We start from the raw sequence: 20,156 nt of genomic DNA, 5'->3' as shown, positions 1-20,156 counted from the left end.
GAAGAAAAATCCTAAGAGAAAACTTAGGATTCTGGCATTCTATTTTTACACTTTAGAAATTGCGTCCTGACTTGTTGTAGCCATATTTTTCCACAAAATACTCACGGAATTCCAAGAGATTGTCATCCATGATAGCTTGACGGACCTGCTTCATCAGGTTAAGCAAGAAGTAAAGATTATGGTAGCTAGTCAAGCGGATACCGAAGGTTTCATCAGCCTTGAGCAAGTGACGAAGGTAGGCGCGTGTATAGTTCTTACATGTATAGCAATCACACTCGGGATCTAGTGGCGTAAAATCCTCAGCAAACTGAGCATTTTTGACAACCAAACGTCCCTGACTGGTAATACAGGTACCGTTACGAGCGATACGAGTCGGCAAGACACAGTCAAACATATCCACACCACGAATGACCCCATCAATCAAGCTATCTGGCGCTCCCACACCCATCAAATAGCGAGGTTTGTTTTCAGGAAGAAGTTGGGTTGTGAAGTCCAAGACTGCATTCATTTCCTCGTGCGTTTCTCCTACTGCCAAACCACCGATAGAGTAACCTGGGAAGTCCATGCTGACAAGGTCGTGAGCTGACTGACGGCGAAGGTCTTCAAAGCCCGCTCCCTGTACAATCCCAAACAAGCCTTGGTCATGCGGACGACTATGAGCCTTCAAACCACGTTCAGCCCAACGGCTGGTACGTTCGATGGATTTCTTAACGTAATCATAGGGTTGGTAAAACTGAGGACATTCGTCAAAGGACATCATGATATCTGAGCCCAGATTGTTCTGGATAGAGATGGCCTTTTCTGGCGATAGGAACATCTTGGAACCATTGAGATGGTTTTTAAAAGTTACCCCTTCCTCGGTGATATTGCGGCTATCTGCTAGGGAATAGACCTGGAAACCACCGCTATCTGTCAAAATCGGCTGGTCCCAGTTCATAAATTTGTGGAGACCACCTGCGCGTGCAATGAGTTCATCCCCTGGGCGAAGCCATAGATGATAAGTATTAGAGAGGATAATTCCTGATCCCATCTCCTTCAACTCCTCTGGCGACTGGGTCTTGACAGTAGCTTGGGTCCCAACTGGCATAAACATAGGTGTCGGGAAGGTACCGTGCGGAGTGATGATTTCTCCCAGACGAGCTCCTGTATGTTTTTCTTTCTTAATCAAACGGTATTTGATTGGTGAATCTGACATTTTCTACCTCCGAAGCTGGGAAAGACAGTCCCAGTTCATACTTTGCGCCCAAAGGCATACTGTATGATTTTATCAAAAAAAACTGGAACTGTCACGAACTATGGTATAAGTGACAAATGTTTACCAATGCTTTCTGTCGCTTATCAATAGTTGAGTTTTCGCTTATTTTTATTTAAAAATCATTTCCGTTAATTTTCGTCATTTTTTTAAATCGTATTCATCTTCGTATTCATTTTCATACTCACCTTTGCCCGTATAGTTGAGAAGGCTGCAATTTAGTTCTAATAGTTTACAAAAGAATCAGTGAGTAATATCACTATTTTTTTCTTTGTCTTAAAAGGAATACTACTTTCAGGAAGACACCTAAATATGACTTACAAACTGACAAAAAAGCCACCTGATTGGGTGACTTCTTTAGGGAGATTATTATGAAAAAGGTAAAATAAAATCTTATTAAATCAATGCTTTTGGAGGGTGCCCCCTCCAACTCCCCGACCTCTGGACAAGGTCTATTTTTTTTGAAAAAATTTAAAAAAATTTCATCAAAACGCTTGACTTTCTCGGTTTACCGTGATATAATATAATCAAGATAAGGAAAGGAGGTGAGGAAGTTGAACAAAGAAGATTGGCTTAGGTTACTTGAAAAGGCGATAGATAATATCCCTGAAACGGTAACTGCTATAGCAAGTCTGGTGACTGCAATAACAGTCGCAAGGCAAAACAAAAAGCGTAAACCCAACTCCCGCAAAAGAAAAAGGTAAACGCTAAGAGGTGGGGGCGAAAGCCCCTCACACCTCTATTTTATCAAATGAAAAGAGGAAAAGCAATGGTTAGTGCAATAGCTATTTTTATAATTGTGATCAATGTATATATCTATCTAAAAAATAAAAAGGACAAATAATATGAGAAAAGTTATTCAAGAATTACTTAACAGTTCTATTTCTACATCTGCTATTTCACAAGGTGCTGGTGTGCCATGGACTACCGTTTCTGACCTCAGAAAAGGAAAAACAAACATGGACAAAATGGCCCTTCTCACAGCGGAAAAACTTTATGAATTTGCTACAGCTGATAAGCAGTGATTTCGGTCACTGCTTTTATTATTGCATTGCAAACAAAAAAAGCCCGCAAGCTATTGCCTGCGGGTCATTAAGAAGAAAAATAGAATCTCCTTTCTTTTTTTAAATTTATTTAGTAGTGATAAGCCCATCAGGCTCAACTGTAAATTCTGGCTTGTCTGCCATGGATCCATCTGGTTTGAGATAATACCAGCCGTTACCATATTTAACGAATTGATTGGATTTCATATCTCCGTCCTTTTCGTCGAGATAGTACCAGGTCTCACGATATTTCACCCAACCTTTGGCCATGCGCCCATCTGACTTGAAGTAATACCAGCGGTTATTGATATACATCCAGCCTGTAACCATTGCGCCACGCTTGTCAAGATAGAACCAGTCTTTACCATCATTAAACCAACGATTGATTAGGCAATAGCCACGATTATCAAATCGGAACCACTCACCAGTGATTTTCTTCCAGCGGTCTGTCGGATAAGAACCATCCGACTCTTCCCACCACCAACCAGTTTCATTGCGTTTCCAGCCAGCTTCAGATAAACCGCCTTCAATATCTTTCTTGAATTGCTCGCGACTGATTCCCCATTTTGCCAGATAAGGATACGGGTCAACGTGGTCTGAGTGGTTATTAGGTTGATTGTTAGTGCAATACTGATGCGTTTTGATGCCTGCAAGGCTATCAGAGTCAAGCGTTTTAGGAATACCAGCTTCGTCTGCAAGATTTCGCAAAAGTTCAATATAGAGCTTGTAATCACGCATGAACTCTTCTTTTGAGCCATGGCTTTCAATCAATTCGACTGCTGCGTAACTCTCAGCATTCCAACCACCACCTACATCCCATGAACCATTGTTTACAGGTCCTACTTGCATCACACGACCATTTCCTACAACGTGAGAGAAGAATCCTAGTTCGGGGTCTTTGCGATAGTGGTAATCCGCTTCGTTTTGTGCGGTTGAGTTTCGATTTCCTGTTGAGTGGGCATGTACTTGACGATAGGGCTGCACACCGACCTGAGGTAATCCACTTCTCAATCTGCTTTTATCAATATCCATTCTTACCACTCCTTCCACACATCATTCATCTGCTTGACCGCTGACTCGACAAATGTATCGAGGTCACGGTCGGTCATACTAATGTTATATTTTGACAATTCTGCACGGATTTTAGTGCGGGCTTGTTCCAGCTTCTCTTCACCTTTATAGCCAGTTTCTGAAGCTACCTGTTCCACGGCATTGACTGCGTTTTTGGCCAAGATTTCAACAATTTTGATAGTCTTCTCTCCGCCTTTTTGAACAAGATAGTCTTTGACTGCTTTGACGATACTGCCTGTCGCTACTGCTACAAATCCTGTAACAAAAGCAATAATAATTTCGTTAATCTGTTGCATTTATATTTTCCTCCACAATTTCCAATGCTAGAAATTTTTCATACAGTACCTTGATGGCTCCATTTCCACCAAGTTCGACATAACTTTCATAAAGACGAGACAATTCCTCAATCTCATGCTGATTGGTATTGCCTCGTCTAATTGCTTTTTTTAGGTTTTCTTGCAATCGAAAACGCTGTAATCTTTGAAGACCTTTTCCAATAACGCTCAATCCTTTGCTATTATCTTTGCCGATAGTCTCAACATTCGAGACTGTCTTTTTAATAGCACTAATTTGGTCAGATAAGAGACTGATTTGCTTGTCAGTCTCTTTTGTATTCTGCGTGCTTTTAAAAGAGAAATAGCTAGGAATAATCACGATTAGAATCGGACTCAATTTATCCAAAAATGCTAGTAATTCCAATCAGATCACTTCCAATCTACTGTGCAGGAACTCGAGTGGTCCCAAGATCACTTTCGTTTTTTTGCCCTTCCCACTTCCAGATTGCAAGAATACCATTTTGAGATGGTACGCCTTCAAGATACTTGAGAGATTCGCCTTTGTAGGTGAAAGCCTGATTTGTCTGAATCAAGACACGCTTGCCCTCACCGTTTAATTCGACATGTTCAGGATTTTCAATCACAAACATATCGCCTGGTTGATAGACTTTACCTTCCTCGGCGAACGGGAAGAGTTCGACAAGCTCCTTGTAGGTTGTTCCGTAGGCGATTTTCTCACCCATGATAGAATCTTGAGCCATGACACGCACTACTTTGTCGATTTTATTTGCAAGCGCAGAGAGACGATTTTGCTCGTTCTCATTCTGCGCAATCTTCTGATTAGCCTGTTCAAGCTGCGCCTGTGTTTTGACAATGGCACTGCCTGGATCTAGCTCGGCTTTTAGGATATCCAGCACCGCTTGAACAAGAACGTCTTCTTGGTCTTGTGTACGATCACCAGCCAATTCCCGCTGGTTAGTGCTATAACGATTCCCGTCTTGCAAACGGATTTCTACAACGGTTGTAACTTTGTCTCCAAAACCACGAGTATAAGGTTTGGTCGCTAGTTCATAATTACTAATTGCCATTTGTCATTTTTCCTTTCACTTCTTCAAATTTTGCTTTAAGCTCTTCGTCTGACTCGATGATTCGTTTCATTTGCTCAAGCTCCATAGCAGTTACTGTATAGAGGGCTTCTAGCGTAGCTGATTGAGTAGCCTCATTACTGACTTTTTCACCTAACGATTTAATCGCCAGACTGCTGATTTGTTTGTCTTGTTCATTCATGCTGTTTCCTCCAATTTTTCTATTTTATGATTAAGCTCTTGAATGGCCTTAATAAGATAAGGCACAAGAGCAAATGTGTTGTAAGAGTATGCGCCATCAGGATTTTCAAAAAATGCTTCAGGAGCGTACTTCTGGACATCCTGCGCTATGATACCACAAGCGATATCTTCTATTTTTCCATCGTATTCTTTGCGATAGCTGTACGTTTTAAGCTTCTGGATAACATCGAGGCCAGAGACTGTACTGTCTTCGATATTGTGCTTATATCGACGGTCTGAGATTTCTTTATTCATCGGAATCCAGTCGTAACCTGAACCGCTGTAATACATATACAGATAGTTATCCGAAGGCTCAAAATTTGAGTATTTAGACGAATGAATCCAGTAACCAGATTTTCCTGAATCTTTATTGTTGTAGAAAATGTGACCAGTAACACGGAGATCCCCATGGATAACAGGCGTGTTCCAAAATTCGGCCGTATTATAGCAATACATTTTGCCGTTATTTTTCACGTACCACGCATAGTCTCCAGGATACCCCCAATTGTTGCCCCAATTGACCCACAAAGCCGTCTGTGACCACTGGCCAGTCCCGTTACTCATACCAACTGAAAATTGGTTTTGACCAGTGATCCAGTACACCGATGAATCTTTCTCATGCGTACCAATCTGGAATCCACCAATGCGACCTTTATAACCTTCGAGCAAAGTCGCAGTGACTACGACAGAGCGAAGCTTGTTGATGAAGGCTTCTTTAGCAGCAAGCGTATCTGTGAAGATGTCGCTCGAGACGAAGCGTCTTGCCATAGCTATATCCATGACTAACTTGTCAGCTGTAATAGAGTTAGCTCGTAAAATATCCGTGTTCAAAGTCGCAAACGTACCTTCACCTACGAACAATCGTTTGAAGTAACCCTGAATAGCGGTTAATTCATCAAGCAAGGTTCGACCTTCAAGTCTGATCGTCTCAGCTTTAATGCCTGCATTTTTGCCAGCTAGGTTAAAACCAGCGATGATTTCATTGACGCTGTTTTTATTATGGACTCCCCATGAACCAGCAAGCTGACTTTGAACTGTTTTCAGGCCCTCATTCTTAGATACCTCAACCTGGAACAGCTGGCTGGTCATAGCCATGCGAGCAACCTTATCCGCAATTCCATTTTCAGTATTGCCTAAAATTCGCTCATAGAGCTGGCTTGTCTCTCGGACACGCTGGAAGTCAGCCTGGTTGGCTTTACCAGAAATCATTGACGTGATTTCAGCAAATCGGCCATCTACTGCTGTTTTGTAGGTCGCTATCTGAGTCGCTATCGAGCCATTTTGAGGGTTGGTGATAGCTTCAAACTTGCGTTCAATGCCTCGCACGTCTTCCTGATAGCTTGCCTTTCCGACAAAATCACGATTGACCAACTCACGTACAGCTGTCGCTTGCTTTGCGCTCTCTTCACGAGTGTAACGCTGCAAGGTTTCTTGTCGCTGCCCGTCTTTATTGACATATTCCTGAATAGCTGATAAGTCAGTTCGCAACCCCAGAGCCGTCCGCTCAAAGGTAGCCTTAGCCTCAGTGATGAGGCCCTCAGTATCTTCTGGGGCTGGTGACCAGTCGGTCTTAAACGAGCCTTGCTCTACTTTGACCTCCCAAACACTTTTCAGCTTTTCCGGATCTTTGCGATAGGTATTGACCCGCAGATGGTAAGTGCCAGTCGGACAGCTCCAGACAAATTCTGTGCCAGTTGTACCCGTTTTTAAACTAGACACAATCTGATAATTTGTGACAGTTTTATCCATTAACCATAAAACGACATTATCACTCTCTTTGTTGGGTTCGTGTGTGGCTGTAAACATTCCGTCTGTTTTTGCGGAAATCCTGTATCTCTCATTTTGGACGAGATGCATTGACGTCTCGTTGTAATATAGCACTTGGTTATCAAAGTTCGCAGGGTTTTTGTCTGGCTTAAACGGCCCTTTTGAGCCCTTCAACAGATTCCGCCCACCGACCCTAAGACTCGCAAACTCCTCACGCAGCTTCCCAGCTTCAGTTGTGACCAGAGTCTTATCTGCCTTTTCTTTGGTTACGTTCAGGATTTCCTGACGGATAGAACCAGCCCTCACCTCAAATTCAGCCAGACTCAACTTCTGATCTAGCTTGTTCTGCGTGTTTGTCTCAAGCTGCTTCACCGACTGTCTGATATTCTCAGCAGTCACGTTGAGTGAACTGATATCCGCTTTGGTTCTGAGACCTTCAGTCAGACGGTTCACACCAGCCTCTAGTGAGTCAGCCTTTTGTTTAAAGGTTGACTCAACCGCTGAGACACGCTCGTCTTGGTCTTCAGGGGCAGGGCTCCAATCGGTCGGTATCGTGCCATATTCGACTTTGATTTTGGTTTTGAGTACATCACCAATTTCAAAGTTCGAACCACCACAACCAAAACGTAGAGTAATAAAACTCACTCCTTGCAAATCTCTCGGAGGAACCGCGAAAGAATTAGCACCGTAATACTGATAACGTTTTACCGTATTACCCCTTTCGTCGAAATACGAAATAAAATTCTTGGCAAAGACAGGATTCGAAATCGTCACATAGATTGATTTGCCTGCAATGACAGGAATACGAACGCCATTTCTACTACTTACTGTCTTTGGGTGAGTCGTTGCTTCACCAAAATACGGATCTAATCCAGTTGCTTTAAATGAAATTTCACCAGATGAAATATCAAATTTCAAATCTGTTAAATGGCTACTTCGAAGGATATCCTTATTTCTACTCAATGCATAAAGGTTTGTACCCCCGACCTGCACACTCGCTATCTTACTGGCCAGCTCCTCGGCTGTCTGCGTGAGCTCTGACTTGCTGGCTTTACCATTGGCTAGATTGGTCAGCTCTGACAGTCTGCGAGTCGTTGTCTCTTCATACGTCGCTTGCGCTGACTTCACACCAGCCAGTTCTTTTTTGGTCTGGATAAGCGCTTCAACCTGCTTGGCAATCTCAGCTTCAGCCTGTGCTTGCTTCGGTCGAATATCGTTCGCGATGGTTCGCTTCAGGGAGTCCAACTCACCCGATAGAGCCGTCTGAGCGCTCGTAGCCTGTGACTTAAACGCTTCAAGTCTAGCAACAGAATCCAGACCAATCCGCTTCGCTTCTTGAGCGAGTAGACTGCTGGCCCCAGAATTTTTCAATGCTTCTTCAGTTCTACGCTTGACCTCTTGTAGTGGGCCATTATTAAAGCTATTGAAACGCTGGTCAATCGTATCAGAGAGTTCTCTCTTGACTTCTTCGGCTCTGGCTTTGGCAGCGTTGAGACCGTCTGTGAATTGATTGACCAACTCTTCTTTCTGCCTATCAAATGCAAGATCAGCATTCTTGAGTTCTCTGGCTAACTGCCTTTCAAAATCATCTTGAAGTTGTTGGGCTTCACCCTTGACGGCATCATTCACTGCGTTGCCAATTGCATTCGCAAGACCTGACTGGAATTGACCGAATCCAATAGATTTCAGCTTCTTGGCCATCGGCGAATAGGTGTACTTGGTGATTTTCTTGCGCACATCCAGATTGTAGATCTCATAAAACAGGCTCACAATGTCATATATCTGGACAGGCACGTCACTCTGGCCAACGACCTCAAGCTCAAGGCTATCTTCCATCATGTCACAGAGCGATGTCTTGAAATACTGCTCGCCATATTTTCGCAAGCTCGCTTCATCTTTCACGTCCTCATCATTAACCTCAATCACATCTTCGTAGATTTGACTGTACTTGTTAATGAGCGGACTATCCACGACCACGGAAAACTTGCGGTCAGGCGCCTTTTCTCCCTCACCTTTGACGGTAGTCTTGAAGGTGATTCTAGTCTTCAAAGATTTAGTAGATGTCTTATGCTGATAGCTAGACAGGTTTTTCTTATACATAAAAAGCGATTCATTTTCTGAACCGCCATTTTTTAAAAGTCGAACCTGGTAGCCATGCCGTACAAGGTCACCACCCCATTGGCCAATAATAGAGTGCTTATCTTTCGCGAAGGCTTCCATGGCATTCTTAGAGCCGATATTGAAGGTGTGTCTGTCTTCAATATCAGAGAAGAATGAGAATGGATTGTTACGAGTGATCGCTCCAGCAAAACGACTGAGAGCAGTTGAGCCAGTCGCTCTATCCAAAGAGATAGGATTGACCACATAGTTATTCAAGAGGGTGAACACCTGGTTCGCATAGACTTGAATATAACCGTGCTTCTTCTCAACTTCAAAAATCACAAAATCCTGCTCACCGTGTAGGTCATCAGCCGTTAAGAAAGTCTCTTCCTTCAACTTCTCCCACAATGGATCGGATGTCGGAAATCGGAAGGTCAATTGATAGGTGCTGTTATCCTCTTGAACAATTTCATCAGCATAGGCAGCGTTCAGAGGCATATTCCCATTTGTTAAATAAATCAAATCTTATACCTCCAATTCGGTCGAATAGTAATCTTACGAACATTCCCAGTAAACGAAACACCAACCTTGCCAGTCGGTATTTCCAAGAACCCTCCACGCTTCCGAAGTGTGTTCTGGACTGCACCAGTAGCGTTGTAGATGTTCTGCTTGCCTTGCCTACAATCAATCGTAGCCTTGGTCTTAATCGCAAGATACATGGTCTTACGCCCAATCGTGAGAGAGACATCACCGTCCCCCTCAATTTCAATGATTGGTTCAGAGTAAACCGTGCCAGGGTTGTTGACTGTACCAGATGCCGTAAGAACCATAGGATCCATATTCTTTTGGTATCGGAAAGGGTACATGACTAGCTTGACATCTATCTTCCAGGCATGCATTCCGTTACGATTGTAGGTTGCTCCTGAAAAGTCTGCATAGAAATATGATCCAAGTTGATAACTGAATTCTATTACATTTTCTTTGAGCTGGAATTTATCTACAATTGTTGAAATATCTACAAGTTTTGGTACATAAAAGGATATCGTTCGTTCGTAGCTTTCATAAGAGCCATCTAGCACTCGATAGCTTCCGTTCAAACCATATACATCTACTGATTCTGCATGAGGTTTGGCAGCCTCAATTTCTCCAAAATCCGTCACAACACAGTGAGGGATAGTAGACGTATTAAAACCATTAATAATCATGTAAAACATTAAATTCCCTCCCTTGCATAGATGGCTCCATGTTGTTCATAGGTTTTGCGTGAGATAATGTCATTGTCTAGGTAGACATCTGACGATTTTTCAAGGATAGCAGTAAGGATCCTCTCCATACTTGCTCTCAGAATCCTCATCTCAGCAATGACTTTATCTGAATCTTGACCATTGTTACTATTTTGATGTTGAACAACTATTTTACGTTGAGCTTGCTCTATTTCTTTTAAGAATTTCGCATCGCTAGGAATACCAATTCCTGTCGCGTATTTGGGAATCCCCATCTCACGCATCAAGCGTTTAGTTTTATCCGCTCTCAAGACTTTAGACCCTTTAGGAAGAGGGAGCAAGACATCTCTGCCTTCAGGAATGAAACTCCTGCCATCCGGCAGGGTAACCATTTCTTTATAGTTACTGTTTCGTTGGTCATTGACGATAGCTAAACCACCAGGGTGGTAGTTGGTCCCGTGGGCGTGTCTGCTTGCAAAAATATTTGTGAAGAAGTTACCTGTTACACTATTTATCCAGCTTCGAATCCCTGAAAGTACACCAGAAGCATTGTCTTGGGCGTTAATTGTTACAGTTTTATCACGAATAGAATCAACCCCACTTTGTACCTGGTTAACAGTTCCTTGAGTATTATTTTGAGCCAAAATACTAATAGGGTCATACTGCTTAATCGCATTGATAGCACCGCTCGTCTCATTTCGCACACCGCCCGTTTGGTCAGCAGCAAACAAATTGATGGGAGTTTCTTGCTTAGGTGAATTAACACTCAAAATCGCACTTCCGACAGCTGCGCTCGTATTATCTACCGCATCCAAAGATTTCGTCTCAGCAGATGCAAAATTCCAAGCCGTAATCTTATCGATAGATAACTGGCCATTGTTCAAAACATTCGTAGGATCAGCTTTCAAATCTTTTGTAAACGGTGTGGTCGCATTCCAGGTCGTCAGAGTATCAGTTGAGCGAGCGACTGCTTGTCGGACACTTTCATCATTGGCCAGCAACTCCTTCTGTTTTGGTTTCAGAGCTTCATAGTTAGACAGAGCCTTTGAAGCTTCCTCCGCCTTGTTCATGATGTCTGTATTCTTCATGAGAAGTTCTTTGACTTCCGCTGGCATACTATTCCAAATTTTTAAGTGAGTTTCACTATCAAAGATAGCTTGTAGACCAGCTTGATTCTTGACAATCACTTGTTTCTCTTCGAGGGTCATGTCTTTCCATTTACCAGATTCGACAAGAGCCTCTGCAATAGTAGCACGAGCATTTGAGTTGATTTCCGCAGTTTTAGCGATAAACTGCAATTGTTCCCAACCTTCAGCAGATTTGGCAGCCTCTCCGATCACTTCCTTAACATTTGATTTAACTTCAAAATTACCATTTTCATTGATATTCCCAACCAGCAAGGACCAGGCATCGTTAGCCTCTTTCACTTCCTTGCTCATCTCACTGGTGTAATTGGCAAGAATGCTGTGTGAATTACCTACCTTTTGAGAGGCTTCCGCAGCTTTCTTTCCGATTTCTTCATAGGACAGGCCGTATTCTTCTAGAACTTTCTTAGCTTCTTCCCAATAGTTCCAACTTTGGCCAGTTCGAGCTTTCACCTTATCGTCAAGATTTCGCATGACCTGGTAATACTTACTTCCCAGAGCTTCCATCGTTTGAGTATGGTTAGCTTCAAGCTCTTGCATTTTCTTGTTGTAAGTTTCTTGATCTATTGCTTTTCCGTCAAGTAACTCTTTCCACTCACTCTTTGAGTTCTCGTAGAGTTTCTTTTCTTCATCCATAGCCTGTTTTAAAACATCTCTAGTATGTTTTAACTGTGTTTCGTTGAGTGAGCTGATTTTACCATTTAAGGCTTGAAGTGCTGCTGTTTGTTGTTCTTCCGACAAACTCATCAACTTTAACTTAGCCTTGATCATCTCATTCTGATTATTCAGGATGATTTCTTTCTCCTCTTGAGAGAACTTGCTCGCATCTCCATTATGACGTTGATAGATCTCATTGATTTGATTCATCATAGCCTCAGTATTAGAGACAACCCGGCCATTTCTTTCCTTGGCTTTGGCAATGTCGTCCTCACTAAGGCCCCACTTGGCGCCCAACTCTTCCATTCGTTTGTTGGTCTTATCGGCAGCAGTAGCTATTTCTTCATAGAGTTTTTTAAAGGCTCCAGAGACCTTTTCGGCATCTCCAGCATGAGTACCGAAGTTTGCGACAGCTGTGCTTGTTTCATCAACAGTCTTTTGAAAGCTTCGCAATTCTCCACGAGCAGTATCGCTCAACTGAGAGCCAAATTCTTCTGTCTTGATACGAGCCTTGTCTTTTTCGTTGCCAAAATGAACAGCAGCAGCTGTCGCAATGGCAAGACCAGCGACTGTCAATCCTAAAGGATTTGAGAGGGCACTCATTGCAGTTGTCAAGAGACCAGTAGACGTCGAAGCTGATGCTGTTGCATTCCCAAGCGCTACCGCTCCACCAGATGCCAATTTAAAAGCAGAGGATAGATTCCCGGTTGTTCTAAAAGCTTGGAAAGTTTTGTGCATTAAATTCATGCCACCGACCGCTTTACCAGTCCCTTTAGTAAGCCAGCCAATTCCTTTTGTCAAGCCTCCTACGATTCCAATACCTTTTCCAAAAAGTGTTAACGCTGGACCAGCTCCTGCGGTTAACGCTGCCCATTTTAGAACATTTCTTTGCTCCTCTTCAGACATGGAACTGAAATGCTTAGCCATTTCAGCTAGCATGTCAATCCAAGGTTTCCCAGCTTTTAGACCGTCACGGAGAGCCTTTAGAAGTGGCCCACCAAACTCAATAGCCAAGTCAGTTACCTGGTTCTTGAATATCTTCAATTGAGATTCTGTGGTTTCATATCGTTTATTGGCTTCATTGGTCAGAGCAGTATTCTCTTTCCAGGCCTTGTTTGAACGATCAACAGCATCGCCCATTTTATCAGATGCTAGAGCTAAGGATTTCAGCATGTTGCTTTGTCGAATACCAGTCATTCCAAGTTGTGCCAAGATAGCGTTCATGTTTACGCCTTTTTCTTGTGCATCCTTGAGCCCTTTGATAAATGATTGCAAAGCAACGACTGGTTTCTCTTTCCAAGCCTGTTGGAATTCCTCTGAGGTCATTCCAGCAGTTTTGGAGATGAGGTTCAAGTCATCTGCTGCGCCCTTACCTGTCAATGAAACAGCATTACCAATAGCCGTCAAAGTTTGAGTCATAGCGGTACCACCAGCCTCAGCCTCAATACCAACCGAACTCATCGCAGTAGCAAGACCAAGGATATCTGGAGCAGTTAGACCAGCCAGCTTACCACCAGCCGCCAAACGATTTGTCATCTCAACGATGTCACGCTCAGTTGTTGCAAAGTTGTTACCCAAGTCAACAACAGATGCCCCAAACCGTCCATATTCGTCCGATGTTAGACCGAGAATATTCGCAATCTTGGCAATGGCTGTCGCAGCTTCTTCGGCGCTCAAGTTCGTTGATTCGCCCATGTCAATCATGGTTCGAGAAAATGAGAGAATATCTTCGGTTTTGATTCCTAGCTGACCTGCTACCTCGGCTACATTAGCAATTTCTACCGCACTGGCTGGCAATTCTTTAGCCATCTGACGAATGCCGTCCGACAATTTTTGGTAAGATACAGTAGCTGTTTCATCTACTGTTTTCTTAACACCTGCAAAAGCAGATTCATAGTCAACAGCTGCTTTCGTAACCATACCAACACTAGCAACCAAAGGCAGAGTCAAACCAGTAGTTAGTTTTCCTCCCAGACTTGAAACACTATCGCCAAAAGTCTTGATTTTATCGCCACTTTTGATAAGGCCGTCTCCAAATTTATTGATACGGTTCGCAAAGCTATTCTCCTTACCAACTGCAATCAAAGCTTGTTGCACGTTACGGAGTTGACCTTCCATGACTGCCAACTTAGCATTCTCACGTTCAATCTCAGCAGCGGCCTTATCAAATTTAGCTGTACCAGGTTCGAGAGTATCAAAACTTTTCTTCATCTGGTCCAAGACTTTTCTTTGCGCTTCAATAGCTTGACCAAGTGTCTTGTACTTAGCTTGAAGCAAGTCTGTGTTTTTCCCATTGTTTTTAAGGGAGCTGTCTAGCGCCTTTACATTGCTTTGAAAGTATTTAACCGCATTCTTAGCACCATTTAGGGTAGGATTGAACTTCGACACGTCCAGCCCTAGCTCGATATACATTTGACCTAACGGCGTTCCACCTGCCATTCAAATCCTCCTTTTTAAATCATTTCTAGAAAGTCAGCAAGATCCATGACTTCCTCAGTTTTAGCAGATTCGGTTTCAACAAGAACACCCATCAGGTCCTCCCAGCTCGTATCCATAACATCACGGATACTCATGCCGTACGGTCCTTCAGTAGCTTGTTTGACAAACCCATAAAACCGTTTTAGTGCTTCACTTGGCTTTATTTTTTCTCCTTTGGGTCAACATCACCCACCAGATGAGAGTAGATGTCTGCAAATACCGCAAAAATATCTGCCATATCCGTGAATTTCAAAAGTTCTTCCACTTCCAAATCTTCAAACAGTGAGGCGATAAATTCCAATTGCTTGTCTAATTTCTCTACCTCTGACACATCAGATGATAGTGCTTCATTGAGAATCAAGTAGTCGCGATAGTCCTTGGTAGTAATTTCCTTACTGGTCTTTTGAACATCTTGACCCTTTTCATTTTTAATTAAAAATTTAACCTTAGCCATTTACTTTCCTTTCTAGAAAAAAAGATAAAAAGAGAGCTTACGCCCTCTTCCTACCCTGCAGCAACCATTTTAAGTTGCCCTTTGAATTTTTTGAGCTTAGCATCATCTTTACCAATGTATTTCACATAGTAAAGGCCATTTGTTTCAGTGTCATCACTTGCAATAGCAGCGAAACTCAAGCTGTCATCTGGAAGTTCTTCTTGCTTATCTTTAAGCGTTTCAAGTTCTTCAGCATCCATTGAAAACTGACCTTTGAAGAACCCGACTTGTGCCTGAGTCCCATTTGCAGTCTGAGACTCAAGCATAACAGCGCAGTATGGAGAAACTGTATCAGCGCCAATACCAATAATTTCATCTTTGACTTGATGTCCTAGGATTTTAGCGAGTACTGTTGAAGGAATATCAACAGCAGTCAGTTCCATCTTCACATCGCCAACACCACGATTGGATACGTGGTAAGCGACATCACTACCATAGGTTTTTACTGGATCACTTGCAAGACCAGAAATTTTAGCGGTACGAGTCGCACCTTTACCAGTTTGTCCTTCAATTACAAAAAGGTTTTCTCCCAGTGTCGGATTAGCATTCCCATCCAACACACGAATTGTCATACGTTTAAAACCAACTAATGCCATTTATAGCACCTCTTTCTTTAATTTAGTATTCTTCGTATAGAGTGCTCTGCCCTTTGTAGGTCCGAGCATCTACATATCGTTTGATTTCTGGAATCCATTCATCCAAACCACCAACAGTTTGATAAAATCCCTGGTCTTCCATAATCTTTTCAATTTTTCTTTGGAGTACTTTGCACTCCGTATAGTCAATAGACTCTACATTGACCTGATAGAGAAATGTCTTAGCCAGACTCGTATTACTACCATGAACCGCCTGCATCGGCGGACCAACAGGTCTAATGACGATGCTTGTCTCATTGCTTGGTAGCGAGTCCGGACGATTAAAAGATTTGATACTGATTCCAGCTAAAGTCTCATCTTTTTTCAAAGCCTCATAGAGTTCATTGAATTTATCTTTGACCATCTAAAACCCTCCTATCTTCAAATGACTAGCCACCCTGTATTTGTATGTTTTAGCATGGGCCTCTGAGAAGCGTCTGATAACACCGAAACCTCTCGGATGTGGATTCTTGCTATATCCAAACTCATTCAAGTGAACCAAGCGCCAACGAGAGCCTTCACCAAAACCGATTTTCACAACAGGGACGCCAGCAGCAAGACCAGTCACACGCCCAACAGTAGCACTTTCAATAGTTGCTCCAGTATCTTTGTAGACTTGCAAAGCACCTTTAAACTCTTCTAGAGTCTCATCTGCAACTGCTTTCAAGGCACGACTAGTAGCACGTTTGACCTTAGTATCGCCAAGATGAACTTCAAGGTTTCTAAGAACATCATCAAAGCCTCTTAATTCTGCTCCACTAGACATCTTGACCACCACCGATAATAACTATCAAAAAATCCCGATTATCAAAATCAGGACGAACATCGATAATTTGCCATTTTTCACCACTGAGACGGTTGTCGCCAACTTCGACAAAATGCTCATTCTTCGGCTGATAATCAGACAAAGGATCTCGGATTTTCAAAGTCATCTTAGCTTGCATAGACTTACCAGTTGCAATCTCTATGTCTTTAAAGCTAGGGGAGTAAACTTGGCCCATCGTAAAAAAAGCCTTCTCGTGACTCACATCACGACCATGAAGCCCCTCCTCGACTTTAGAAGTATAGAAAGTCAAGGGGGTTCTCAGGTCTCCATTTTGAGCCTCAGGCTTTTTATATCGATAGCTAGGGCGATTAGTCTGATAGGACATCAGGAATTGTTACTTCTGGTTGTTTTTCTGTCCATTCAACAAAGCCAGGAAGCGCCCCGTCGATTTCATCAAAGCGCTCTTTTGTCGCTTCAAATTCTTGGCCAGTAGAACGATATACCCCTTCTTTGAGGTCATAAAATCCTTTTAAAACCTTAATCATGTTTTTCCTCCAATTTGTAATTTTCTAGTGATAATGCCATCAAATCCCCTTGAAAGTTCCCGTAGAAAAGTTCAACTTGATCATTGTAGACATATCGAGCACGTTCTAAAATAAGCTCTCTCACTCGTGGATTAGCAGAGTCCTTACTACCGACCAGACTGAGAATGGCTGACTCAGAACTTTCCAACATTTTGGAGAGGTTTGCATCCTCCCCATTATGAAAAATCCTCATCCGCTCCTTGAAAGATTTTAGGAGCGGATGAAGTTGTTCTTCTGGAGTCATGGCTCAACTCCTAGATTAGGCTTGAGGAAGTTGTAGAGTCCAGACTGCTGCAGTCTTTTCATCGTGAGCCTTACCATAAGCAAATTGCTTAGCAGTGTAGAGGTCCAAATCTTCCAAAGCATAGGTTTCTGTGTAGCGACCGAATGAAATACCGCCACCGACAAAGGCATCATAACGACCTTTGACAAATGTAGTTACTTTACCAGCAGTCTGCGCCACGGATTCAACCAAGATAAGGTTAAATGGCATCGCAGTGATATAAACTCCTTGAGCATTCAATGAAGTGTATTGTTTCTTTACATCCCAAGCATCAGCTGGGTTAACAACCATCACAAGGTTGCCTTCTACTGCAACTGGAGTTGTTCCGTCCGCTTTTACAGAGTGATGTTTGTAAACATTTGTCAATTCTTTGACTACGGTTGCTGAGTCAGCAAAAGTCAACTTAGCAGTTTGAGCTGTTTTTTCAGCATAAGTTGTCTTATTGCTTTCAACAGTCCCTGAGAGAGTACGAGAAAGACCGATAGGTTTGTTGTCTCCATCGCCGTTCAAGAAAGCAGCTTCAAGGGCAGCGGCAAAGGCTTCTGTAATTTGTGCAGAAACAAATTTTTGCAACCAAGCTGGACCAAATTTTTCGGCATCTTTTGGAATCACAACGAAAGCAGTCAACTTGTGTTGAATTGCTTCTTCATCGTTGAATTCTTGTTTAAGTTGTCCTTCGATTTCTGAATTGATTTTGCCCCAAACAGCTTGACCAGTTTGCTCTGATTTAAGGAATTTCAAACGGATACCAGCATTTTTAAGGCCGATATGCTGAAGGAGTGGACGTGCCATAACCATATCTTCAAAGATACGGTCGATTGTTTCTTGTGGGAAGAGTTTTTCAACTCCCTTAGGTGCGGCTTTTTCAATGTTATTGAAAAACTCACGAGCTTCAGCGGTCAGCTTAGCATCGTATGGATTTAAGGTTGAAACTTCTTCACGGGCAGCATCACGAGCTTGAGCCATCATTTCATTTGTCATGGACTCGATCATGTCATTGTATAGCTTCGCTTGTTCTTCTTGAGGTGCACCATTTGCAACGGCATCCAAAAATGCCTGACGTTGTTTTTCAAATTGGTTAGATAATTGCATTGTCATTCTGTTTTTTCCTTTCTTAAAACATAAAAAGACCGAACCCTTTAGGAACAGCCTTGTCTGTGTTATTTTCTGGACTTTCTGGAAAATTGAATTTCTTCTGTAGAAATTCGCTATTTTCAAAAGCCTCTTTGTCTATTTGTATATCTGGTAGTTTAGCTTCTAGCTTTTTAGCTACCAGTTCTGCGATTTTATCGATATCTGGTGTCATTGCTGACCTCATTTTTTCGATAAAATCACTTGGGATCATAGGAGTTTCACTCGCTACCAGAGTCGGAGCGACTTCGTTTGTAAACATAATCTTGTCTACAAATCCATGATTCAAAGCTGATTCAGCATCAAACCAGGTAGTCTTGTTCATCAAGTCAAGCAAGTCATCAAGAGCCTTTCCAGTCTTATGAACATAAGCGCTAGCAATAGACTTGTTAAACCCTTCTAGCACACCGGCCTCATGAAGCAAGGCATTATGGTCTCCGTTCACTTGCGTTGAAACGTTGTGGATCATGATTTGGGCAGTCGGACTGATTTCAACCGTGTCTCCTGCCATTGCAATCACGCTTGCTGCGCTTGCTGCAATACCGACAATTTTCACGGTCACATCACCTGGATACGAGCGTAGAGCAGTATAGATTTCACTACCAGCATAAACATCTCCACCGCCCGAATTGATATGAACCTCAATCGGTTCACCACTTTCAGGGAGGACGACATCTTTTGGAGCGGTAGCTTCCCACTCAAGCCAGTCATAAATCCAGCGATCATCGTTAGAAATAATCGTACCCTTAATCGGAATTACTTTCATCTTCTTTCTCACCTCCTTTCTCTAACTGTTCACCAAGTTGATAGTTTTTGGTGATGAGGAATTTATCGCCACCAGGGACAGATTCTAAGCCAAGTTCAGAGCGCACCTCGTTTCGAGTCATCGCCCCAGAAGAAATAAGCTTATCAATGTTTTCAGCAAGTGCAAACTTATCTTTCTGACCTTCGCCGATGATTAAAAATAGATTATTGCGCTCGTATTGCCGTCTTGACACTAAAGCGAAATTAAGTCCATCACTCATTTTCTTAACGAGTGATTGGTAACAATAACTATTGAACATCTTTTGGCTATTTTCAAGATTGGCCATATCGCCATGACTTAAAGCTGTTGGAATCCCTAAGACGTCCGCGACCTCATCATCAAATTGCCGACGAAGTTTCTTCAACTCATCAACAGAAATATTTGAAGTCCCTGTTGTATTCGTATGCTCGGAATATTCCATTCCATCTTGAGCTGGAACAATGGCAATCGTCTTGGTACTAAATGATTTAAAAAGACCATCAGCATATGATTGGAGTTTATCACGCATCTGCTGATCAAAACTCCCATTATTTTTGGTTTTCAGAGTTCCTCTAATTTGATTATTCCTAGCCAAGGCCTCGACCAAACGAGTGTGCAACTTCTCGTAATCAGCAAATAAGTCAGAAATATAATCTTGCAGTCGGTTATTGTTGTACTGTAAGAAAATGACTTCACTCATCCGAAAACGCTTCTCAAAGGTATATCCTCTACAAGTTACAAACTCAAACACATCATCATAAACAGCATATTTTGTCCGTGTATAAGAGTCAGCAACAAGCAACTGGTCATCAGTTGTAAGAAAGATTAGGACCTCATTCTTAGTGATCAACCGATAGACGACCTTTTGCCAAAAATCTGACGCAGATTCGTTCTTGTTAGGCCTTACATTCAGCAAGTAGTCCCAATCAGAAGACTTAACCTTGCCATTTTCTTGATACTTAAACACTGACTTAGCGAAAATTCGAGCGATGAACTCAGCTGACTTATCAATCGCTAAACTTTTAAGTTGGAGATTCCCAAACATCCGCTCAAGTTCCTCGAACTCAAAACCAACCTCTGGCACTTCACGCTTAAATAAATTCAGTAACCCCAATGCACTTCCTCCTTTCTTTTAATTTCTGCC

The 20,156-nt window shown here is 42.5% G+C and carries 21 protein-coding genes; 2 read left to right on the top strand and 19 right to left on the bottom strand.

What is annotated here, in order from left to right; translation table 11 throughout:
• Window positions 1-52 precede the first annotated feature (52 nt).
• The gene (gene tgt, locus HF881_RS06610) at window positions 53-1,195 is read right to left on the bottom strand and encodes a tRNA guanosine(34) transglycosylase Tgt (protein ID WP_169446853.1); all 1,143 of its coding nucleotides are present in this window, start codon (window positions 1,193-1,195) and stop codon (window positions 53-55) included.
• Window positions 1,196-1,806: 611 nt separating this feature from the next.
• Between tgt and HF881_RS06605 the strand changes: the two genes are divergently transcribed.
• Window positions 1,807-1,956, top strand: coding sequence for a hypothetical protein (locus tag HF881_RS06605; RefSeq protein ID WP_169446852.1), 150 nt, complete (start codon window positions 1,807-1,809; stop codon window positions 1,954-1,956).
• 141 nt (window positions 1,957-2,097) lie between these two features.
• On the top strand, window positions 2,098-2,277 hold the full coding sequence (locus tag HF881_RS06600) for a hypothetical protein (protein ID WP_169446851.1): 180 nt from the start codon (window positions 2,098-2,100) through the stop codon (window positions 2,275-2,277).
• Between the two features lie 105 nt (window positions 2,278-2,382).
• Here the strand turns inward: HF881_RS06600 and HF881_RS06595 are convergent, their stop codons facing one another.
• From HF881_RS06595 to HF881_RS06510, 18 genes are all read right to left on the bottom strand, one after another.
• On the bottom strand, window positions 2,383-3,327 hold the full coding sequence (locus tag HF881_RS06595) for an N-acetylmuramoyl-L-alanine amidase family protein (RefSeq protein WP_169446850.1): 945 nt from the start codon (window positions 3,325-3,327) through the stop codon (window positions 2,383-2,385).
• 2 nt (window positions 3,328-3,329) lie between these two features.
• Entirely contained in the window at window positions 3,330-3,662 is a 333-nt protein-coding gene (locus tag HF881_RS06590; protein WP_169446849.1) for a phage holin, read from the bottom strand.
• Window positions 3,649-4,065: a hypothetical protein gene (locus HF881_RS06585; protein WP_169446848.1), complete on the bottom strand. Its 417-nt coding sequence runs from the start codon at window positions 4,063-4,065 to the stop codon at window positions 3,649-3,651. Before HF881_RS06585 ends, HF881_RS06590 begins: the two co-directional genes overlap by 14 nt.
• Before the next feature lie 16 nt (window positions 4,066-4,081).
• Complete coding sequence (locus tag HF881_RS06580) at window positions 4,082-4,729, bottom strand: hypothetical protein (RefSeq protein ID WP_169446847.1); 648 nt, start codon at window positions 4,727-4,729, stop codon at window positions 4,082-4,084.
• Window positions 4,719-4,928: a hypothetical protein gene (locus tag HF881_RS06575; protein ID WP_169446846.1), complete on the bottom strand. Its 210-nt coding sequence runs from the start codon at window positions 4,926-4,928 to the stop codon at window positions 4,719-4,721. Before HF881_RS06575 ends, HF881_RS06580 begins: the two co-directional genes overlap by 11 nt.
• Window positions 4,925-9,355: a phage tail spike protein gene (locus HF881_RS06570; RefSeq protein ID WP_169446845.1), complete on the bottom strand. Its 4,431-nt coding sequence runs from the start codon at window positions 9,353-9,355 to the stop codon at window positions 4,925-4,927. The genes HF881_RS06575 and HF881_RS06570 overlap by 4 nt, the downstream gene beginning before the upstream one ends.
• Window positions 9,352-10,047 carry a phage tail protein gene (locus HF881_RS06565; RefSeq protein ID WP_169446844.1) on the bottom strand — a complete coding sequence of 232 codons (696 nt, stop codon included), beginning with the start codon at window positions 10,045-10,047 and terminating at the stop codon, window positions 9,352-9,354. Before HF881_RS06565 ends, HF881_RS06570 begins: the two co-directional genes overlap by 4 nt.
• Entirely contained in the window at window positions 10,047-14,297 is a 4,251-nt protein-coding gene (locus HF881_RS06560; RefSeq protein WP_169446843.1) for a phage tail tape measure protein, read from the bottom strand. Before HF881_RS06560 ends, HF881_RS06565 begins: the two co-directional genes overlap by 1 nt.
• 199 nt (window positions 14,298-14,496) lie before the next feature.
• The gene (locus tag HF881_RS06555) at window positions 14,497-14,790 is read right to left on the bottom strand and encodes a hypothetical protein (RefSeq protein ID WP_007519106.1); all 294 of its coding nucleotides are present in this window, start codon (window positions 14,788-14,790) and stop codon (window positions 14,497-14,499) included.
• A gap of 50 nt (window positions 14,791-14,840) precedes the next feature.
• Entirely contained in the window at window positions 14,841-15,425 is a 585-nt protein-coding gene (locus HF881_RS06550) for a major tail protein (protein ID WP_169446842.1), read from the bottom strand.
• 22 nt (window positions 15,426-15,447) lie between these two features.
• Entirely contained in the window at window positions 15,448-15,828 is a 381-nt protein-coding gene (locus tag HF881_RS06545; protein WP_169446841.1) for a hypothetical protein, read from the bottom strand.
• Window positions 15,829-16,230 (bottom strand): hypothetical protein, encoded by a 402-nt coding sequence (locus HF881_RS06540; RefSeq protein WP_169446840.1) that lies wholly within the window; start codon window positions 16,228-16,230, stop codon window positions 15,829-15,831.
• Window positions 16,223-16,615, bottom strand: coding sequence for a phage head-tail adapter protein (locus HF881_RS06535; RefSeq protein WP_169446839.1), 393 nt, complete (start codon window positions 16,613-16,615; stop codon window positions 16,223-16,225). The genes HF881_RS06540 and HF881_RS06535 overlap by 8 nt, the downstream gene beginning before the upstream one ends.
• Window positions 16,599-16,775 carry a hypothetical protein gene (locus tag HF881_RS06530; protein WP_169446838.1) on the bottom strand — a complete coding sequence of 59 codons (177 nt, stop codon included), beginning with the start codon at window positions 16,773-16,775 and terminating at the stop codon, window positions 16,599-16,601. The genes HF881_RS06535 and HF881_RS06530 overlap by 17 nt, the downstream gene beginning before the upstream one ends.
• The gene (locus HF881_RS06525) at window positions 16,768-17,058 is read right to left on the bottom strand and encodes a phage gp6-like head-tail connector protein (RefSeq protein WP_169446837.1); all 291 of its coding nucleotides are present in this window, start codon (window positions 17,056-17,058) and stop codon (window positions 16,768-16,770) included. Before HF881_RS06525 ends, HF881_RS06530 begins: the two co-directional genes overlap by 8 nt.
• A 15-nt stretch (window positions 17,059-17,073) precedes the next feature.
• Window positions 17,074-18,195, bottom strand: coding sequence for a phage major capsid protein (locus tag HF881_RS06520; protein ID WP_169446836.1), 1,122 nt, complete (start codon window positions 18,193-18,195; stop codon window positions 17,074-17,076).
• A 16-nt stretch (window positions 18,196-18,211) separates the two neighbouring features.
• Complete coding sequence (locus HF881_RS06515; protein WP_169446835.1) at window positions 18,212-18,994, bottom strand: head maturation protease, ClpP-related; 783 nt, start codon at window positions 18,992-18,994, stop codon at window positions 18,212-18,214.
• Window positions 18,975-20,126: a phage portal protein gene (locus HF881_RS06510; protein ID WP_169446834.1), complete on the bottom strand. Its 1,152-nt coding sequence runs from the start codon at window positions 20,124-20,126 to the stop codon at window positions 18,975-18,977. Before HF881_RS06510 ends, HF881_RS06515 begins: the two co-directional genes overlap by 20 nt.
• Between the last annotated feature and the right edge of the window lie 30 nt (window positions 20,127-20,156).

The organism is Streptococcus sp. WB01_FAA12 (genome assembly GCF_012843315.1).
In the GTDB taxonomy this organism is placed as follows: domain Bacteria; phylum Bacillota; class Bacilli; order Lactobacillales; family Streptococcaceae; genus Streptococcus.
Note: the sequence above shows the minus strand (reverse complement) of the source record. Positions and strands in the feature narration are given on the sequence as shown.